Source organism: Candidatus Obscuribacterales bacterium (assembly GCA_036703605.1).
GTDB lineage: Bacteria > Cyanobacteriota > Cyanobacteriia > RECH01 > RECH01 > RECH01.
Window position 1 is genome coordinate 1 of record DATNRH010001199.1, and the last position, 16,703, is coordinate 16,703.

Here is a 16,703-nt window from a genome sequence, read left to right on the forward strand (position 1 = left end):
TCCGCAATATTATGGAAAAACATCACACCCTCATGCATCTTGTCAGCGAAGTGGGTGTGGGGACGACCTTTTGGTTCGATCTCGTCGTTTCTCCCATCGAGGTGGCGTCGGTGGATGCTGCGGCTAGCCCATCGGTGCAAACGGCTTCTTCCTAGGGTTGCCGGTGTGGGTTTAGGGAGATGAACTGCCGCGTACCTGACCACTGGGCATCACCATGCGATCGAGGGTCGCTCCGGTGAAGATAGCGGGGATCTCGATGCGAGCGCCGTTGAGGCTGGCGTCAGTTAGATCTGCGAAGGTGAAGTCGGCACCGCTGAGGTTAGCACCATTGAGAATAGCGCGCTCTAGGTTGGCGCTACGCAGATTGGCATTCGATAAATCGGCTCCAATCAGGAATGCACCCACCAGGTAGGCATGGGATAAATCGAGACCGCTGAGGTCTGCTCCAGATAGATCACAGGACGAGCAGCGTCCAGTTCTGCGGAGTTGATCAATGTGGTCGGCATTCTGGGCGATCGCTGGAGTGGCGATCGCTAACAGAGCACTTCCTAAGGCGATCGCTCCCACTAAGGGCTTGAGGATAGGCTGACGCATGATTGGTCTCCTGCAAATTGGCTTGCCCCAATCCTAGCCTAGCCCTAACCCGGTTGACCTTAGCACCCCGTAGACGAGGTTCTGCCCTAGTCATGTAACGTTTAACGTTGGGGGTTAGGAAGCAGGGGGGGAGGACTTCGAAGCTGCCTTGGCTGTCTTGTTGGTGGATTTGGCACTAGCTTTCTTCCGACCGCTGGCTGCTTTGGGCGGAGCCTCGGTTGAAGTAGATGCCTCAGTGTCCGGTGGTAACGATGGTGAAGGCTCAGCGCCAGTGTCCTCAGTATTCACCTGGGATCGCAACGAGCCAGCAAAGGTGATGGCATGGTGATCGGTTTTACCGCCAGCGAGCTGGGCCAATTCTTCGAGGCGCTGCTGTTCGTCCAAGGCTACCACTCGCACCACGGTACGCACCGCATCGTCTCCCTTGGGAGTGGCGTTAGACGGCTTGCCCTTGCCCGATGGCTTGGGTGAAGCGGCAGCTCCCGGATTGACCACTTCTTTGTTCACCCGCAGATGTAAATCGGCCTGGGCGGCAATAATCGGTTGGTGGGTGACGCAGAGCACCTGCCGGTGGCGGCTGAGCTGGTGGAGCTTGTCGGCGATCGCTTGGGCCACCCGTCCCGATACCCCCGCATCAATTTCATCAAACACCATGGTGCCCACCGCATCCACTTGGGAGAGGCAGACCTTGAGGGCAAGGAGAAACCGGCTCATTTCTCCCCCTGAGGCAATCTCTGCTAGGGGCTGGAGTGGTTCTCCGGGGTTAGGGCTGAGCAAGAAGGTAATGCGATCGCTGCCATGCACCGAGGGTGTGATTGGGGTGAGGTCAACGCGAAACTGCACCTTCTCCATGGCCAAGGGCTTGAGTTCCTCCAGTAGCCCTGCTTCCAACTGCTGAGCCGCCGCTTGCCTGAGGCGGGTGAGGTCGCGACAGGTTTGGATGAGGGCGTCCTGCTGCTGCTGATAGGCTTCCTCTAGGGCATCCAGAGATTGACCACCATCGCTCAAGGATTCTAGATCTGCCTGCACCTGGGCGCTGTAGGCGATCGCGTCTGGCAGGGTTGGGCCATACTTACGGCAAATTTGCTTGAGGTCTGCAATTCGGCATTCTACCTCCTGAAGGCGATCGGGATCGGCTTCCAGCACGTCTCCATAGGCATTCATCTGCCGCCCAGCTTCTTCCACTTGGGCCAGGGCGCTGGTGACCATGTCGAGGATAGGCTGGATCTGGTCGTCGTACTGCACCATGTCAGACAAGATCGACTCTGCCTTGCCGAGCAAGTCGGAACAGGCATCGCCTTCTTCTTGATCGTAGAGGGCTTGATAGACCTGATAGCTTTGCTGCTGGAGCTCAACGCAGTGATTTAGACGCTGCTGTTCTTGCTGGAGCTGTTCCAATTCTTGGGGATCGTTGAGATTGGCCTCGGCCAGTTCCTTAGCTTGATACTCAAAAAGATCGAGCTGTTGCAAGCGCTGCTGTTCAAACTGGCGACGCTTTTCCAAGGCTTTCAGCGCCGTTTGGGCGGCCTGATAATGGTCTGCCACCACCCGTTTTTGCCGCAATAGCTCATTGCCCCCAAAGCCATCCAGCCATTCCCGCTGGAGGTTGGCCTGGCTGAGCTGGATCGTTTGCCCTTGGGCGGTGATTTCTAGCAAATGCTCTCGCAGAGACTGCATCTGCTGCTTATTCATCACCACCCCGTTCACCCGCGATCGGCTGCGCACGCCGCTGCGCCCGGCGGTTAGCTCTCGGCTACAGACGAGGGATAGTTCATCGAGCAAGTCGATTTCTTGCTGATCGAGCCAGCGAATTAGGGCGGGGTTGAGGTCAAAGGTGGCTTCCACCAGCGCCCGTTCTGACCCCGAGCGAATGACTCGACTGGTCATTTTGCCCCCGAGGGCAGCATCGAGGGCATCGAGGATGATCGATTTCCCAGCCCCGGTTTCCCCGGTTAACACGTTCAGCCCAGCGGCAAAGTCGAGGGAGAGGGAATCGACAAGGGCGAAATTTTCTACTTGAAGAGAGGTCAGCATAGGCTCCGGTTCAGCAGACTAGTAAGGCGTTGACGGCGATCGCCTCCTGCTTGAGGAGGAAGGTGGAAGATCGGTGGGCACTCAGGAACGAGATGACCTTGAGGAGCTGCGGGGATAGTGCCGGAGCATCCGGTTAGCTGCCCCTATCGTCTCCATCGTCTCTGGCCTGTCATCCCTGGTATGGGGCACCCGCGAGGATTGGGGTCTTCTTGTGGGAATGATGAAGGGGATGGACAACGGGCGATCGCCCCTGAGGGATCAGCTGCGTGATCCGATCAAGCTTGAACGACTACCGTCTAGTTTAACCCCATACCTTAGTACTCGGGTACTATAAACAAGTTTTCGGGCAATATCAATTCTTCACAAAAGTGTCGCTACATCATCTTAAGACGCCTCAAAGTCCCTCGTCCTCTGGGAGAGGGATGTAGGGTGAGGGCAATATGTAACGGGCAATCCAAAAATTAGTACTAAGGGCCGCATCAGGATCCGTTGAGCGGCGTCGCTGCCCGCATTGATGACGGTGAGCCTGCCTGCTATGGATCTCTACCCTGCGGGCCATCCCGCTGATCTAAGGTTAGTTGTTACAATGCTTTACGTAGGCCTTGATTCACCCCATGCCATGGTGATCAAGGGTAATCAAAGGATTTTTGGCGGTAGGGCAGTGTGATCAGTCTGAATGCCTCCACAAAACCATAAACTGCCGCTCCAGCACGACCCAGTCGGTTGACCCAATTTGGATCTTCACTTATGCAGACCGTTCCCTCTCCCTCCCATCATTCAGAGCCCACCCTGCAAACGGTGACGGTTGAAAGTCAGCCGGTTGTGGATCCACCACGCCACCCCCGGCCGTCGAGAGGAACGCTGCCTCCGGAGCTAGCGGATGTGATTGCATCCGATGCCCTCGATGAAGCCATTCGCTACAACCCAGAGGCGATCGCCAACTATTATCGGGGTCGTCCTGTGATGGTGTTTCGGCGGATCATCGCCATCATTCTGCCGTTTTTGTCCTTTGGTTTGGGAGTTTGGTGGGATCGTTGGACTGGACGGGTTAAAGCTGGGCAGGCGCAACGGGCTAAACAACTGCGTATTTTGCTCACCCAGTTGGGGCCCGCCTACATCAAAGTAGGACAAGCGCTATCGACCCGGCCTGACTTGGTGCCGCCGTCGTACCTAGAAGAATTGACCCAACTGCAGGATCAACTGCCGCCCTTTCCCAATGAAATCGCATTTCGCTTCATTGAGGAAGAATTGGGCGATCGCCCTGAGCAGATCTATGCAGAATTTTCCGATCATCCCGTGGCGGCGGCGTCCTTGGGTCAGGTTTACAAGGCGCGGTTGAAAACGGGGGAGCAGGTGGCCGTCAAGGTGCAGCGTCCTGGCTTAGCCCAGCGCATCACGCTGGATTTGTATATCCTACGCCAACTGGCTGACTGGACGACCCGCATGGTGAAAGCGGTGCGCAGCGATTTGGTTGGCATCATGGATGAGTTTGGGGCGCGCATCTTTGAAGAGATGGACTATACCCAAGAGGGGCACAATGCCGAGCGCTTCGCCTCGCTCTATGGTCACATCCAGGATATTTACGTCCCGAAAATCTACTGGCCCTACACCCAGCGGCGGGTGCTGACTATGGAATGGATTAACGGCACCAAGCTCACCCAGATTGCCGAGCTGAAATCCCAGGGAATTGACGCGGCTTACTTGGTGGAAGTGGGGGTGCAGTGTTCGTTGCGGCAGTTGCTGGAGCATGGCTTTTTCCATGCCGATCCCCATCCGGGTAACCTGTTTGCCACTCCTGAGGGCAAGCTGGCTTACCTCGACTTTGGCATGATGAGTGAGGTGAAACCCTACCAGCGCTATGGTTTGATTGAGGCGGTGGTGCATTTGGTGAACCGCGACTTTGAAGGATTGGCCCAGGACTACATTAAGCTGGAATTTCTATCGGAAGACACGGATCTAACGCCGATTATTCCTGCCTTTGCCGATGTCTTCAACGATGCTCTCAGCGCCAGTGTGGCGGAGATGAACTTCAAGAGCATCACCGATCAGCTTTCGGGGTTGATGTATGAATATCCCTTCCGGGTACCCGCCTACTACGCGCTGATCATTCGGTCCTTGGTGACCCTAGAGGGGATTGCCATTAATATTGACCCGAATTTCAAGGTGCTCAGCAAGGCCTATCCCTACGTGGCTAGACGGCTGCTCACGGATCAATCCCCTGAGTTGCGATCGTCGCTGCAGGATCTACTGTTCAAAGACGGTGATTTTCGCTGGAATCGCTTAGAAAATCTGCTGCGCAATGCCCAGGATAGCCAAGACTATGATCTCAACCAGGTTTTAGATCAAACAGTGACGTTCCTGTTCTCCGATCGCGGCACCTTCATTCGCGATCGCATCTCGGCTGAAATTGTCAACGCCCTAGATGCGGCTGGACGCAATGCTGTACACCGAGCCACCCATTGGCTGCAGGTGCGCACAGGTCTACCCTTGGGTGCAGATGCTGCGGATGGTGCGCCAGCCCAAAGCAACCTAGAGCCCTTAGGTCGCATCCTCAACCTGCTCAAGGAGACCCCAGGCTTTGATCCCATGACGCTGGCGTCGATGGCAGCCAAGCTGGTCGTCAGACCAGAACTGCATCACATGGGTCAGCAGATTGCCACGGAACTCACCCAGCGATCGCTGGCCCGTCTCATTCGCGAACTGATGCAGGAGTCTGAGGAGTCTACGCCGCTGCGATCGCCCCAGCCCTATGCCAAACAGCGATCGCTGCCTGCTGCCCGTCGTTAACTTGTCTCTGACGTCGGTATCTGCTAGTGAAACGGGCTGTAGAACCAGACCCTCTAGCTGGAAGAGGCCGACTCGTCGGAGGCTGTCAAATCCTTTGGGGTAGCTTTGATCTGAGAACTGCTACCCTCTAGTTTTTCTTTATTTTCCTGGAGATTTTTCTCTAGTTCTTGAATCTGGTCTCGCCGAGCTTCTAGCTCTAGGGTGCGGCGACCCAGTTCTTGATCCCGTAAGGTTAGCGATTGTCGCCACTGCTCAGCCCGCTCAGCCTCTTCCTGCAAGCTGATGGGGCTGAGCCCCTTGGTGAGATACTCGTCTACCATTTGCAGCACCCAAGGCAAGGCATCTTCCATATGCTGAATGTCCTGGGTGTCTGATAAATCGACCATGACCAAGCTTTGAGGGGCATAGCCTAGGTCGGCAGGCGTCTTATCCAGAACCATGTCCGTGGGATTGGGCAAAACCACCCAGGTATACTCAGTTTTTTGCACTGCCAACAGGCGCAACATGGCGTGCTCGGTGGTCTCGTCTTGTTGAACCTGGGCTAGGTGTCGCATTTTGGTTTTAACAACGACTAATCGGCTACCGAAGGACAGGATATCTTCCTATGATTCGGCCTATGGGCATGTGCTGTGGGCAGCTTTACTACAGATCTTGATGTTCAGATCTTGATGTTCATCTTACGGCTATTCATCCTGCTCGACAGGATGTATCCCAGTTCTGGCTAATCTAAAGGGGACAGCGGGAACCTTAAGGCTCAGTATCCCGCTGTCGCTTCAGAGGGCGATCGCTCAAAGACGACGGACGCGATCGCGGAGGATTTCTGCCTGTTTCTCGGCTTCTGCCAGGGAGTCGCGAGCCCCCTGTACCACCGCTGCCGGAGCCTTGTCTACAAAGTTAGCATTGCTGAGCCGTTGGGACAGAGAGGTGACCTCTGCCACCACTTTGCTGAGGTCTTTCTCAATTTTGGCTTTGAGCGCCTCCACATCTACCACGCCTGCCAGCGGAATCAAAACCTGCACGGTGCCCACGACGCCAGCGAAGAGTTGGAGACCGTCAGGAGTGGGTGCAGTTGGCTCAACCTCCTCGGCTGGCGCGGGCTCCACCGGCTCCACCACAGACTCTACTGGCTCTACCACCGGCTCCACCGGCTCCACGGGGGTAGCCGCAACCGTAGGCTCTGGCTCTGCCGTGGGCATGGTGCCCGTTTCTGCCGTTTCCCGTAGTTTGAGACCAATCTGGCTGACCAAACGCGACCAAGCCCGTATCAGCTCTTGGCGGCGATCGGCCTGGAGCAGATAGTGGTTCACAAACCAGATGCTATAGCCCAAACCTATGAGCTTCAAGAGCGGTGAGACGAAAATTAGACCGTCGAGGGCGTCCATGATTGCCAAGAACAGGCGGGCCATCACAACTAGCAGCAGGAGAAACCCGAGGGCGATCGCTGGCTTTTGCAGTTGATTGAGCTCAAACTCGCTGGCTGGTTGGTCGTCAGATGGAGTATCGGGTTGACCAGTAGCTTGACCAGCGGGTTGATCGGCCACCGCTAAGTCAGCGGTCTCTGAGGTCTCTGAACTGGCGGCTGGGGGAGTGTCCTGGGGGGCGATCGCCTCTGGAATCGCTGTCTCCTCCACGGTGACCTCAGGCATCTCCTCAGGGGTAACGTCAAGCGTCACCTCGGGGGAGCTGTTTTCTAACTGGTGTTCGTCCCCAGGTTCGCCAATTACCAAGCGCTCGATCCGTGCCAGGTCTTGAATGTAGGTTTCTCCCTCAGAGAGGATATGGCGTTCGTCGGCATTTTCGCTGAGCAGCAGGGCGGTAATTTTGGTGCCGGGTTTAATGCCGGCCTCTGCCCGCAGGTTGCGCACGGTGCGGATGGTGCCAATCACCAAGTCAAACTGCTGTTCTAGGGTAGCGTTGATCCATTGATCGTCGGCCTCTGGGTAGGGCTGCACCGCTAGAAATTCGCGATCGCCTGCCTGGGTGAGGGTATGCCAGATCTCCTCGGTAATGTGCGGCATGAAAGGATGCAGCAGCTTGAGAATGCCGTCGAGCACATAGGCTAGGGTTTGCTGGGCAACCCGGCGGGAGGGCGCATCCGACTGCAGGCGCGCTTTGGCGAGTTCAATATACCAATCGCAAAAGTCGCCCCAGATGAATTCGTAGAGCGCCTTGGCGGCTTCGCCTAACCCGTAGTGGTCAATATCATGGCGGGTTTGGCGCACCACTTGATGGAACCGGGACATAATCCAGCGATCGCTCAACTCCACCTCAGACAACTGCGGCTGTCCTAGGCTGGACGGGGTTTGCCCCTCTAGGTTCATCATCACAAACCGCGCCGCGTTCCACAGCTTATTGGTGAAGTTGCGTGAGGCTTCTACCGACGCCGATTCATCGGTTTTGCGATCGTATTCTAGGCGCACGTCCTGCCCAGCTCCGGCCACTTCCCGAATTAGGGTATAGCGCAGGGCATCGGTGCCGTATTTGTCGATCAGCACCAGCGGGTCGATGCCGTTATTGGACGACTTCGACATCTTTTTGTTGTTTTCATCCCGCACAAGACCATGAATGTACACGGTTTCAAAGGGCATTGTGCCCATGAAATGCCCGGACATCATGGTCATACGGGCGACCCAGAAGAAGATGATGTCAAACCCCGTGACCAGGGTGGTCGTAGGGTAGTAGCGTTCCAGATCTCGGGTTTCTTCGGGCCAGCCCATGGTGGAAAAGGGCCACAGTCCCGAGGAGAACCAGGTATCCAGCACATCCGGATCCTGCTGAAGCTGCACATGGGGGCCAAACAGCTCCCGAGCCTGCTGCCAGGCTTCTTCCTCAGTGCGCACCACCACAAAGGGCGTTTCATCCGTAATCTGGCCGTTCGTTTCGCTCACCGCATACCAAGCGGGAATTTGATGCCCCCACCAAAGCTGCCGAGAAATACACCAATCTCGCAGGTTCACCAGCCAGTCGCGGTAGACCTTCGTCCAGCGATCGGGTACGAACACCGGCGACTGTTGCTGATCCAAAAATTGCAGAGCAGCGTCAGCCATGGGACGAATGCTGACAAACCACTGGGTGGACAGCAACGGCTCTACGGGAACCTTGCCGCGATCGCTGTAGGGCACGGCATGGCGATAGTCTTCCACGCGCACCAGGAAGCCTTCGTCATCCAATCGCTGCACCACGGCTTTACGGGCATCAAAGCGATCCTGTCCTTGGAAGTCGCCCGCATTAGCATTCAGGGTGCCGTCGGGGTTCATGATGTTGATCATGGGCAGGTCGTGGCGCTTGCCCATTTCAAAATCGTTGGGATCGTGGGCTGGGGTGACTTTGACGCAGCCCGTCCCAAAGGCCGCATCCACGTAATCATCGGCAATGATGGGAATTTGCCGCCCCATAATCGGTAGGGTGAGCGTCCGTCCTACCAAATGCCGGTAGCGATCGTCGTTGGGATTCACCGCCACAGCCGTATCGCCCAGCATGGTTTCTGGACGGGTGGTGGCAACTTCCACAAAGCCGGAGCCATCGGTGAGCGGATAGCGGAAATGCCAGAGATGTCCGTCGATGTCTTTGTTTTCTACTTCTAGGTCAGACACGGCGGACTGGCTCGCTGGACACCAGTTCACCAAATATTTACCGCGATAGATCAAGCCCTCTTTATAGAGCCGCATGAAGGCTTCGGTCACCGCTTTGGACAACCCTTCATCCATGGTGAAGCGTTCCCGCGACCAATCCACCGACACTCCTAGGCGTCGTAGTTGCCCGACGATGGTGCCGCCCGATTCCTCTTTCCATTGCCAAGCACGCTGGAGGAAGGCTTCCCGACCCAAGGCTGCTCGACTGGTGCCTTCCTCGCGCAGTTGGCGTTCTAGGATGGTTTGCACGGCGATGCTGGCATGATCCGTGCCCGGTAGCCAGAGAGTATTGCGCCCGATCATGCGGTGATAGCGCACGAAGGTATCGATCAAGCTGTGCTCGAAGGCATGGCCCATGTGGAGACTGCCGGTGACATTGGGGGGTGGAATCACCACGCAGTAGGGATCCCCCTCGTGATCTGGGTTGGCAACGAAAACCTGGTTCGCTTCCCAGGATGCCTGCCACTTGGATTCTGTGGCAGAGGGATCGTATTGCTTGGGGAGTTCAGACGTTAGGGCTGGAGTCGTTGCAGTCATGGAGGGAAGACGGTTAGAGTGCCAACAATTCGGTACTTTTCGGTGCGAACAGTTACCTAAGATTTTGCCATGCCATTCTACATGTGGTTCAGGTTGGCAGGATGAATATCAGGATTTCTCGCTGGATTAGTCTCAAGGCAGGGGGCGATCGCTCCTCAACCATTCCCATTGCCCTGGGCTGAGATGACAGATTTTGGTATGAATGGGGAATACTCGTTGAACATCAAGTGTGGATTACCCTACAATTCCTCACAACTGTTAAACCTGATTCAAACTATCTAGGATGTTTCTCCTAGAGTGGTGAACACCGTTGAGGTCTATCTATCTGGGCAGCCCGCGTAGTTGGTCATCGCGATCCTTGGGATTCTTGGGACTGCCTGAGGGACGTCCGCTCATGCAGCTACCGTTCTTTGGACGAGTAGCGGAGCCTATCGATGATCGCCGCCTGTTCGTTTTAATCCAGCGTAATCCAACTTTTTTCAACCCTGCAGCTACATCAACAGGAGAATAAAATGGACTATACATTTGAACTACTGGGTATTTCCCCCATTGTTGCGTTTTTTAATCACCAACAGGAGCAGCAGGCTAAGCAGGACGGAGCTGCCTATGTGGGAGCTTACCAATGTACCCTGGATGCTTTTTTAGATTCCCTAGAGCCGGTGCCGCGCCATCGAGGTTGGCCGATGGATGCTGTGGTGGATACGGTGATTCAGTTTTGGGTGAACAATGCAGAACAGGTGCGCCACTGGCGATCGCGCCTAGATGATGCGGGAGCCCAAAGTCTGGTTGTGGCCCGGGTGGCTGATGTTACCTCGTTGCGATCGGAATTTGAGTCGCTGCTGCGGAACGATTAGGTTGAGCCGGTTGACGTCATCAGCCGCCGCTGACCGGCGGAATCAGCACCACTTCGTCGCCGTCCGCTAAGACCGTATCGGCATCCACAAACTGTAGGTTGACCCCAAACCGGGTCAGGTCTCGCCACTGGGCTAGGCTAGGCTGCTCGGCAATTAAGCGATCGCGCACTTGGGCAACCGTGGTTCCTGATGCCAAAGACAGCACTAATTCGGTCTGTTGGTAGGCCTCTTGGTAGGCAGCAAAGAGTTTCAGCGTAATGGTAATCGACGACATGGGTGGTGTTTTGGGGTCTGGTAGCTAGGTCATGTCCGCATCGTCAATCACAAACTCAACGGTTTGTCCTTTCGAACTGCCAAATTTAAGTTGGGTTTGAGAGATGAGCGGTACTTCATGGCGGTGAATTTTTTGCCAGCCCTTGTCTGTGAGCATGAGGGTGCCAAAACGGGAAAAATCTCGCAGGAAGTACGTTGGTCTTGCGTCATTGAGGTTGCGGCAAAAAATCTCGGCATGTTTGCGGGAAACGCCCGGCTCTTCCAAGATCAGATCATTACCATAGTCTTCGCTGCTGCCTACCCGAATAATGCCTCCCTGGACGCGCCACTTACGATCGGGCTGGTTCAACACTTTGAGGTAGGCGGCGGGGGGTTGATTGTCAATCCAAGTGGTGGACTGCTGGGGAATCTCAGTCACAGATTCCGCAACCCGCTTGATCAACTCGCCGTCAAACTCGGGGTGCATGTAAAGCACCGGTAAGGTCCAGGCGGGCTGGTTGAATTTGTAGAGGGTGAGGAGGTGTTGCCGAGCGATCGCCACTGCTTCATCCACGGGCGATCGCTCGGCCAGCGCTTGGGCAAAGACTTGGATAAAACTTAAGGACTCGCGATCGGCGATCGAGTCGCGCATACCCACCACTGCCGGTACGCCATGGTGAATCAACACCTCGGCTAGGCTACTGCGAGGGATAGCATGGCGTCCCTGTTGATCTGGCTGTGCCCCCCAGCAGGCATTAAACACCGCCAGCTTTACACGACAGCGGGTCAGCACTTGGGCGAGTTCTGTGCCATTCAGGGTGGCATCATCCCGGAGGAACAAGAGCCCTCCATCAGGCGCTGGCATCCCGTGCCCTGCATAGAAAAATACATTAAAGCTATCGGCTTCTAGCTGTTCAATCAGCTCTGCGGGGGTGGGTTGCAGGACTGTGGTGACCTCACAGGGTACGGGAGCCGTTTGCCCGCGTCCACTATAGGTTTTGGTAGAGCGGGTGAGTAAACTGGCTAGGGCCTCTGCCTCTTGTTCGAGCTTCAGTCGCTGCTGAGCTTGTCCACTAGGGTGCGATCGCGCCCCTGCTGACGGATCTGATTCGCCATCATGACCAATCACCAACAGTACCTTCAGCACCTGCTCAATTCTCAGGGGCGGTAAGGGATCAACGTCGCTCGTCGTGCGGCTAAAGAAGATTTGCTGGCTGAGGGAAATGGCTTGCTTCCCCGGCTGGGGCTGCATGATCTCCCAGGGTAGGGCAATGAGTTCGGGATCGCGAATTTCTAGGCGCAGGCGCAGGGAGTTACCTTGACCGATGGCAATGCCCTGACTTTGATCGAGGCTGCTTTGAATAGGGCCATCAAACAGCCACTGCCATAGCTGCACACCCAAATGCTGCATGAGGCGACTGGTGTAGCCAGCCTGTCCTGACGATGGAATGGCGTCATTGCCAGCTAGGCTCGGCACCGGTTCGGGCACGTAGGTGGACGGTATGCGCGGCACCATGGGTAAGCCCCGGAGCGAGAATAGGCTTTGCCAGGTTTCCCAGGTTTGACTCAGGGTCAACGGCCAGAGGCAGTCGTGATGGACGTAACCGCTTGGGTAGGGCGCTTGCAACACCCACAGCGCATAATGACCAGACTCCGCAGCAGTCAGGCGAGTAATCGCTAAAGATAGGCAGGGGGTGTCAGACAAGGGCATTGACGAACAAGCAGCTTTTATCGTTAAGGGTCAATCTGAGCTCAGTTCATACTGATGATGACGAACTGTGACGTGGGACGCCGAGGCGCGAGGTAGGGGAGCGATCGCCTTGAACCACATGGTACTGACTAGATACTAGGCTAAAAGACTAACAGACCAACCTGGTGTCTCTCAAGGATGATGACTCTGTCACCATAGCCTAGCGTGTCCACGTGAGAGCAGGAATCTGCTGGATCTATAGCTACCTCCTCTATCATCCTAGATTTCCGCTGAGTTCTCTGACAAATCTTTGAGCGGCACCCTAGCCTCTGCGGCGGAAATTGACCCTGTAAGGGTTGGGTTTTGGCTTTCTTCCTTTGGGAGACGTTTTACGTGGGCATAGCCTGTTCTCAGGACAAACGACTTCGCTAAGCCAGCCTAGATCCGGGGCTAATGGATGTCTCCTGGTGGCTCAGCCAGCTTAGTCCTAGCTAATGGGCTGGCATGGTCTGAGAACCGGTGTCTAGGCGTTGCTTGTTGTTTCCAGCAACGTGCCTAATACACAGGCTCCTGTCCAATTCATGCCCACGAGCACGGCTCCGGATAAGTCACAACACAGCAGATTGGCTCCACCGAGGTTAGCACCTGTGAGGTTGGCTCCGCGCAGGTCGGCCTCTTGGAGGTTGGCACCAGCTAATACCGCCCCTTGGAGATCGGCTTGGCTCAGATTGGCACCTTCTAGGTTGCTGTTGCTGAGATTGCTGCCCCGAAGGTCTGCACCCCGTAAGTCTGCCCCGGAGAGGTGGGCTCCCATAAGCGATGCCCCGCTCAAAAAGGCTCCGGCTAAGCAGGCTTGGCGTAGTTGGGTTTGCATCAAATTGGCTCCCCGCAGATTGCTGCCCCGCAGATCAGCTTCGGTGAGGTTAGCCTGCATGAGGTTGGTGCCCAACAAACTACCGCGTAGATCGGCCAAATAACAATGACATCCGACTAGAATGGCTCCGTCTAATCGAGCATTCAGTAATTTAGCCTGGGATAGATCGGCTCCAGTGAGATTGGCCCCTGCAAGGTTAACTTGGCTGAGATCTAGACCAGATAGATCTTCATCTTCAAGGTCAGTGCCAGCTAACTGTTTGATCTGTCCGGTACGAATCAGGTCAAGCTCCATAGGCTCCAAAATACTCCAGGCATTAGTGCAACGGGGTGGATGAACGGTCAGGGTTTTGCCCCCAGGTAACCAGGGGACTTTGGTCACAGTGGGAATCGAGCAGCCAAAGCCCAGCGGCAATTTTGGGGGTCACAATGGGTAACTCCAGCCCTTGGCGCAGACCATTGACCAGCAGTTCAAGGGTATCGAGCAGCTTAGGATCCCAGCGATCGCTCTGGTCAACTTGACAGGCGACAAAGGCATCTAGCCATTGATCGGCGGTGAGGCTGGTGGCGGTTGGGCCGGTGCGATCGCTGCGTCGCTTAGCCAAATGCTTCTGAAACGCCGTTGCCAACCCTAAAATACGAGACTCTAGGGGAATTTCATCGCCAGATAGCCCGGCCGGATAGCCCTGACCATTCCACCATTCCGTTTGATGGGTAATGATGGTGGCGATCGCCCGCAGTCTAGGCATGGTGCGCAACACCTGGGTGCCGGGGGTGAGGGCACAGGTGAGGGGCAGGGAGGTGGCATCGATATCCTCAGGCTCGGCGGGGAGGGAGGTGTCGAGGTGGCTAGCTCCAATGCCGGACACGCGGGAGAGTAGCCCGGCTAGGCGTAGGCGATGCAGTTGCCAAGTTGGCAGATCTAGCAAGTGCCCCATGGCTTCTGCTAGGGTAGCCACTTCCGCTGCTGCCATGGGGTTACTCAGGTCGGCTTGGTCGATCAACTGGGCCGCGCGCAGGAAGGCCTGAAGTTCGTTAGACGTCAGGTTTTGATCCAGGTTTTGGTGACGGCTCTGGGGCCGCTGTCCTGTAGTCGATTCTAGGGTCGTTTGATGGGTGCGCAGGTAGTCCACCACACGGGCCACGACCTGACCTAAACGCTCGGAGGTGGGCTGGCGACAGAGGGCTTGGGGCTGGGCCGCTTCCCGGGTGATGGTTGCCAAGTGCTGGGCCAACTGTGCCTGCAGGGTTGGATTGTAGGAACCTAGGTGGGCGATCGCTAATTCAGCGGTTTCCAGCACCAAATCGGGCTCAAAGGTCCAGAATCCATAGAATCGTCGCTCCAGATCCGTTTGGGGTAGACCCAAATCAGCATAGTCTGCGGCGGAAAGCTCTTGGCACAGCACCATGGCCATGTAGTCTGGCGAGACGATGATCAGGTGCCACTCCTGGGCCACCGGGTCATCATCTCGTAGGGGCACGATATCAACATTGGAGCGCTGACTGGTGGGATGGTCGGCAAAGCCCGCATCATCCGCCGCCATGATCACTACTGATTCAGACTGTTGAGCGATCGCCCCATAGCGTTCCGCTTCTTCCAGGTACCATTTCCCTCGCTGGAAGGCGGTAATCACCAAGGGGTTGGCCTGGGATTCTAAAATGGCGTCTTCTAAGGCATGGCATAGGGCCACCAGCGTGTTTTTGTAATACACGCCAAAATTGAGCGATCGCTGCCCTGAGTCGCCAGACTGATGGGCAAGCTGTAGGTTCTTGAGAATTGATCCGTCTAACATAAACGTGTGACTATACTACTCTCTTAGATCTTTGGGCCTAAGCCTGCACCAACTGCCGCGCCTTCTGGGCCATGGGTGCTGACAATGCTTCTTCTAAGGATGCACAGCCCAAGCGTTGCTCTAAGAGCGCCATCACCTCTCGACCAAAATCGTTAGGATTACGCTGCCAAGCCTTGAGGCAAACGTCCCCGAAGAAAGAACCCAAGGGCTCCGGGTTCCACAATAGCTTCTTCGCTGTCCAAGGCATCATGCTCATTGGATTATAGCCCGGCTTGAGAATGTCATTTTTGAATGCATACTCTTCTAGGTGAGTGTGGGGCTGCAGCCCAATGAAGAAGATAGCAGGTTCAACCTTGTCGGCCCCAAAGATGCGCTCTAGCTCGCGGTGGTAGGCAATGGTTTGCCGGATGGTGTCAAAGGTTTCATCAATGACATTGAAGGAATAGTTAACCGAGACCACATCGTTGAATCCGGCAGCCTTCAAGTCTCGACAATTTTCGAGCACCGTGCGCAGATTGTAGCCCATGCGCATCTTGCGCACCAACTCTTGAGAGCCGCTGGTGATGCCGATCTCGAAGTAGTTCATCCCGGTTTTTACCATCAGATCACAGAGCTGTGGCGTGAGATTATCCGCTCGGATATAGGCAGCCCAGTGAATATCCGTCATGCCGGAGTCTACAACCTTTTGCAGGAGCTCGATCGCATCGTTAATATACTTACGGGCTGGGATAAACTGGGCGTCGGTAAACCAAAAGTTGCGAATGCCTCGGTCATAGAGCTGACGCATCTCCGCCACCACTTCATCGGCGGGATTGATGCGCACCTGCTTGCCTTCCACCACGGTATACACGCAGTAGCAGCAGTTGTGAGGACAGCCCCGCTTCGTCTGAACGCCGACGTAGAAATCCTGTTCCTGCAAATAATAGTCAAACTCGGGCCAGATGTGACCGATGTAGTCGTAGTTGCAGGCAGATTTTTCAATGGGCGTGGGCCATTCGTGGATCATGCGATCGCGAGGCTGGGTTTCGCCCGCCACGTAACAGCGTTCGCCGGAAATGTCTTGACCGCGCAGTAATTTTTCTAGGAGCGTTTCTCCTTCACCGACGGAAATAATCGTTCCCTTGGGTAGCTTGTTGCCCAGTTGTTCGTAGAAGACACTCACGGCACCGCCGCCCACCACCGATCGCGCCTTAGGATTGTGACGCTGGGCCTGCCGCAATCCCCGTTGAATCAATCCGGTGTTGCGCCATAGCTCTTGGTAGTAGGCCGTGGTCACCTTGAGCCCGCCCATGGCCCCGCGCAGGCGAATGAGAGGATTTTTGGCGTAATAAAACTCAAAGGCATGTTGGAGAGGGTTGCCGCCCCTGCCGCCCACCGGCGCATAGATTTGGATATCTCGCCAAGAGAAGACCAGCAGCGAGGGCTGAAACTCGTCGATGCAGTCATCAAGGGCTGTGGAGAAATCCAGCGGGGGAACGGTTCCTAGATCAAAAATGCGTTGTTCAATAGCCGGAAATTGTTTATGGACGTGATCCGCCAAGTAAACAACACCGATGGGAAAAATAGGATTGCAAGGAAGGCGAACGTATAGGATGCGCTCTTGCGTCATGGCTTTAATGAGGGTATCCTCAGTTTTTTCATATAACTTTACGATACC

General features: G+C 55.7%; 11 protein-coding genes. 2 read left to right on the forward strand and 9 right to left on the reverse strand.

Features of this window, described 5'->3' with window-relative positions:
- Positions 1-171: 171 nt before the first annotated feature.
- Positions 172-594 (reverse strand): pentapeptide repeat-containing protein, encoded by a 423-nt coding sequence (locus tag V6D20_24870; GenBank protein ID HEY9819015.1) that lies wholly within the window; start codon positions 592-594, stop codon positions 172-174.
- A 114-nt stretch (positions 595-708) separates the two neighbouring features.
- Positions 709-2,628, reverse strand: a complete 1,920-nt coding sequence (gene recN, locus V6D20_24875) for a DNA repair protein RecN (GenBank protein ID HEY9819016.1) — start codon at positions 2,626-2,628, stop codon at positions 709-711.
- Between the two features lie 747 nt (positions 2,629-3,375).
- Between recN and V6D20_24880 the strand changes: the two genes are divergently transcribed.
- Positions 3,376-5,415, forward strand: coding sequence for an AarF/ABC1/UbiB kinase family protein (locus V6D20_24880; protein ID HEY9819017.1), 2,040 nt, complete (start codon positions 3,376-3,378; stop codon positions 5,413-5,415).
- 53 nt (positions 5,416-5,468) lie between these two features.
- Here V6D20_24880 and V6D20_24885 read toward each other — a convergent pair whose 3' ends face one another.
- Entirely contained in the window at positions 5,469-5,969 is a 501-nt protein-coding gene (locus V6D20_24885) for a hypothetical protein (GenBank protein HEY9819018.1), read from the reverse strand.
- 234 nt (positions 5,970-6,203) lie between these two features.
- The gene (locus V6D20_24890) at positions 6,204-9,584 is read right to left on the reverse strand and encodes a valine--tRNA ligase (GenBank protein ID HEY9819019.1); all 3,381 of its coding nucleotides are present in this window, start codon (positions 9,582-9,584) and stop codon (positions 6,204-6,206) included.
- Between the two features lie 512 nt (positions 9,585-10,096).
- On the opposite strand from V6D20_24890, the gene V6D20_24895 reads away from it, so the two are divergent.
- A complete protein-coding gene (locus V6D20_24895) occupies positions 10,097-10,438 on the forward strand; it encodes a hypothetical protein (protein HEY9819020.1) in 342 nt (113 codons plus the stop codon).
- Positions 10,439-10,457: 19 nt separating this feature from the next.
- On the opposite strand, the gene V6D20_24900 is transcribed toward V6D20_24895, so the two are convergent.
- The 5 genes from V6D20_24900 to V6D20_24920 form a co-directional block, all read right to left on the reverse strand.
- On the reverse strand, positions 10,458-10,712 hold the full coding sequence (locus V6D20_24900) for a MoaD/ThiS family protein (GenBank protein HEY9819021.1): 255 nt from the start codon (positions 10,710-10,712) through the stop codon (positions 10,458-10,460).
- Positions 10,713-10,736: 24 nt separating this feature from the next.
- Complete coding sequence (locus V6D20_24905) at positions 10,737-12,395, reverse strand: CHAT domain-containing protein (GenBank protein ID HEY9819022.1); 1,659 nt, start codon at positions 12,393-12,395, stop codon at positions 10,737-10,739.
- 508 nt (positions 12,396-12,903) lie between these two features.
- Positions 12,904-13,548 carry a pentapeptide repeat-containing protein gene (locus V6D20_24910; protein ID HEY9819023.1) on the reverse strand — a complete coding sequence of 215 codons (645 nt, stop codon included), beginning with the start codon at positions 13,546-13,548 and terminating at the stop codon, positions 12,904-12,906.
- Between the two features lie 22 nt (positions 13,549-13,570).
- Positions 13,571-15,046, reverse strand: coding sequence for a DICT sensory domain-containing protein (locus V6D20_24915; protein HEY9819024.1), 1,476 nt, complete (start codon positions 15,044-15,046; stop codon positions 13,571-13,573).
- 37 nt (positions 15,047-15,083) lie between these two features.
- On the reverse strand, positions 15,084-16,703 hold a 1,620-nt coding region (locus tag V6D20_24920; GenBank protein ID HEY9819025.1), incomplete at its 5' end, for a photosystem II high light acclimation radical SAM protein.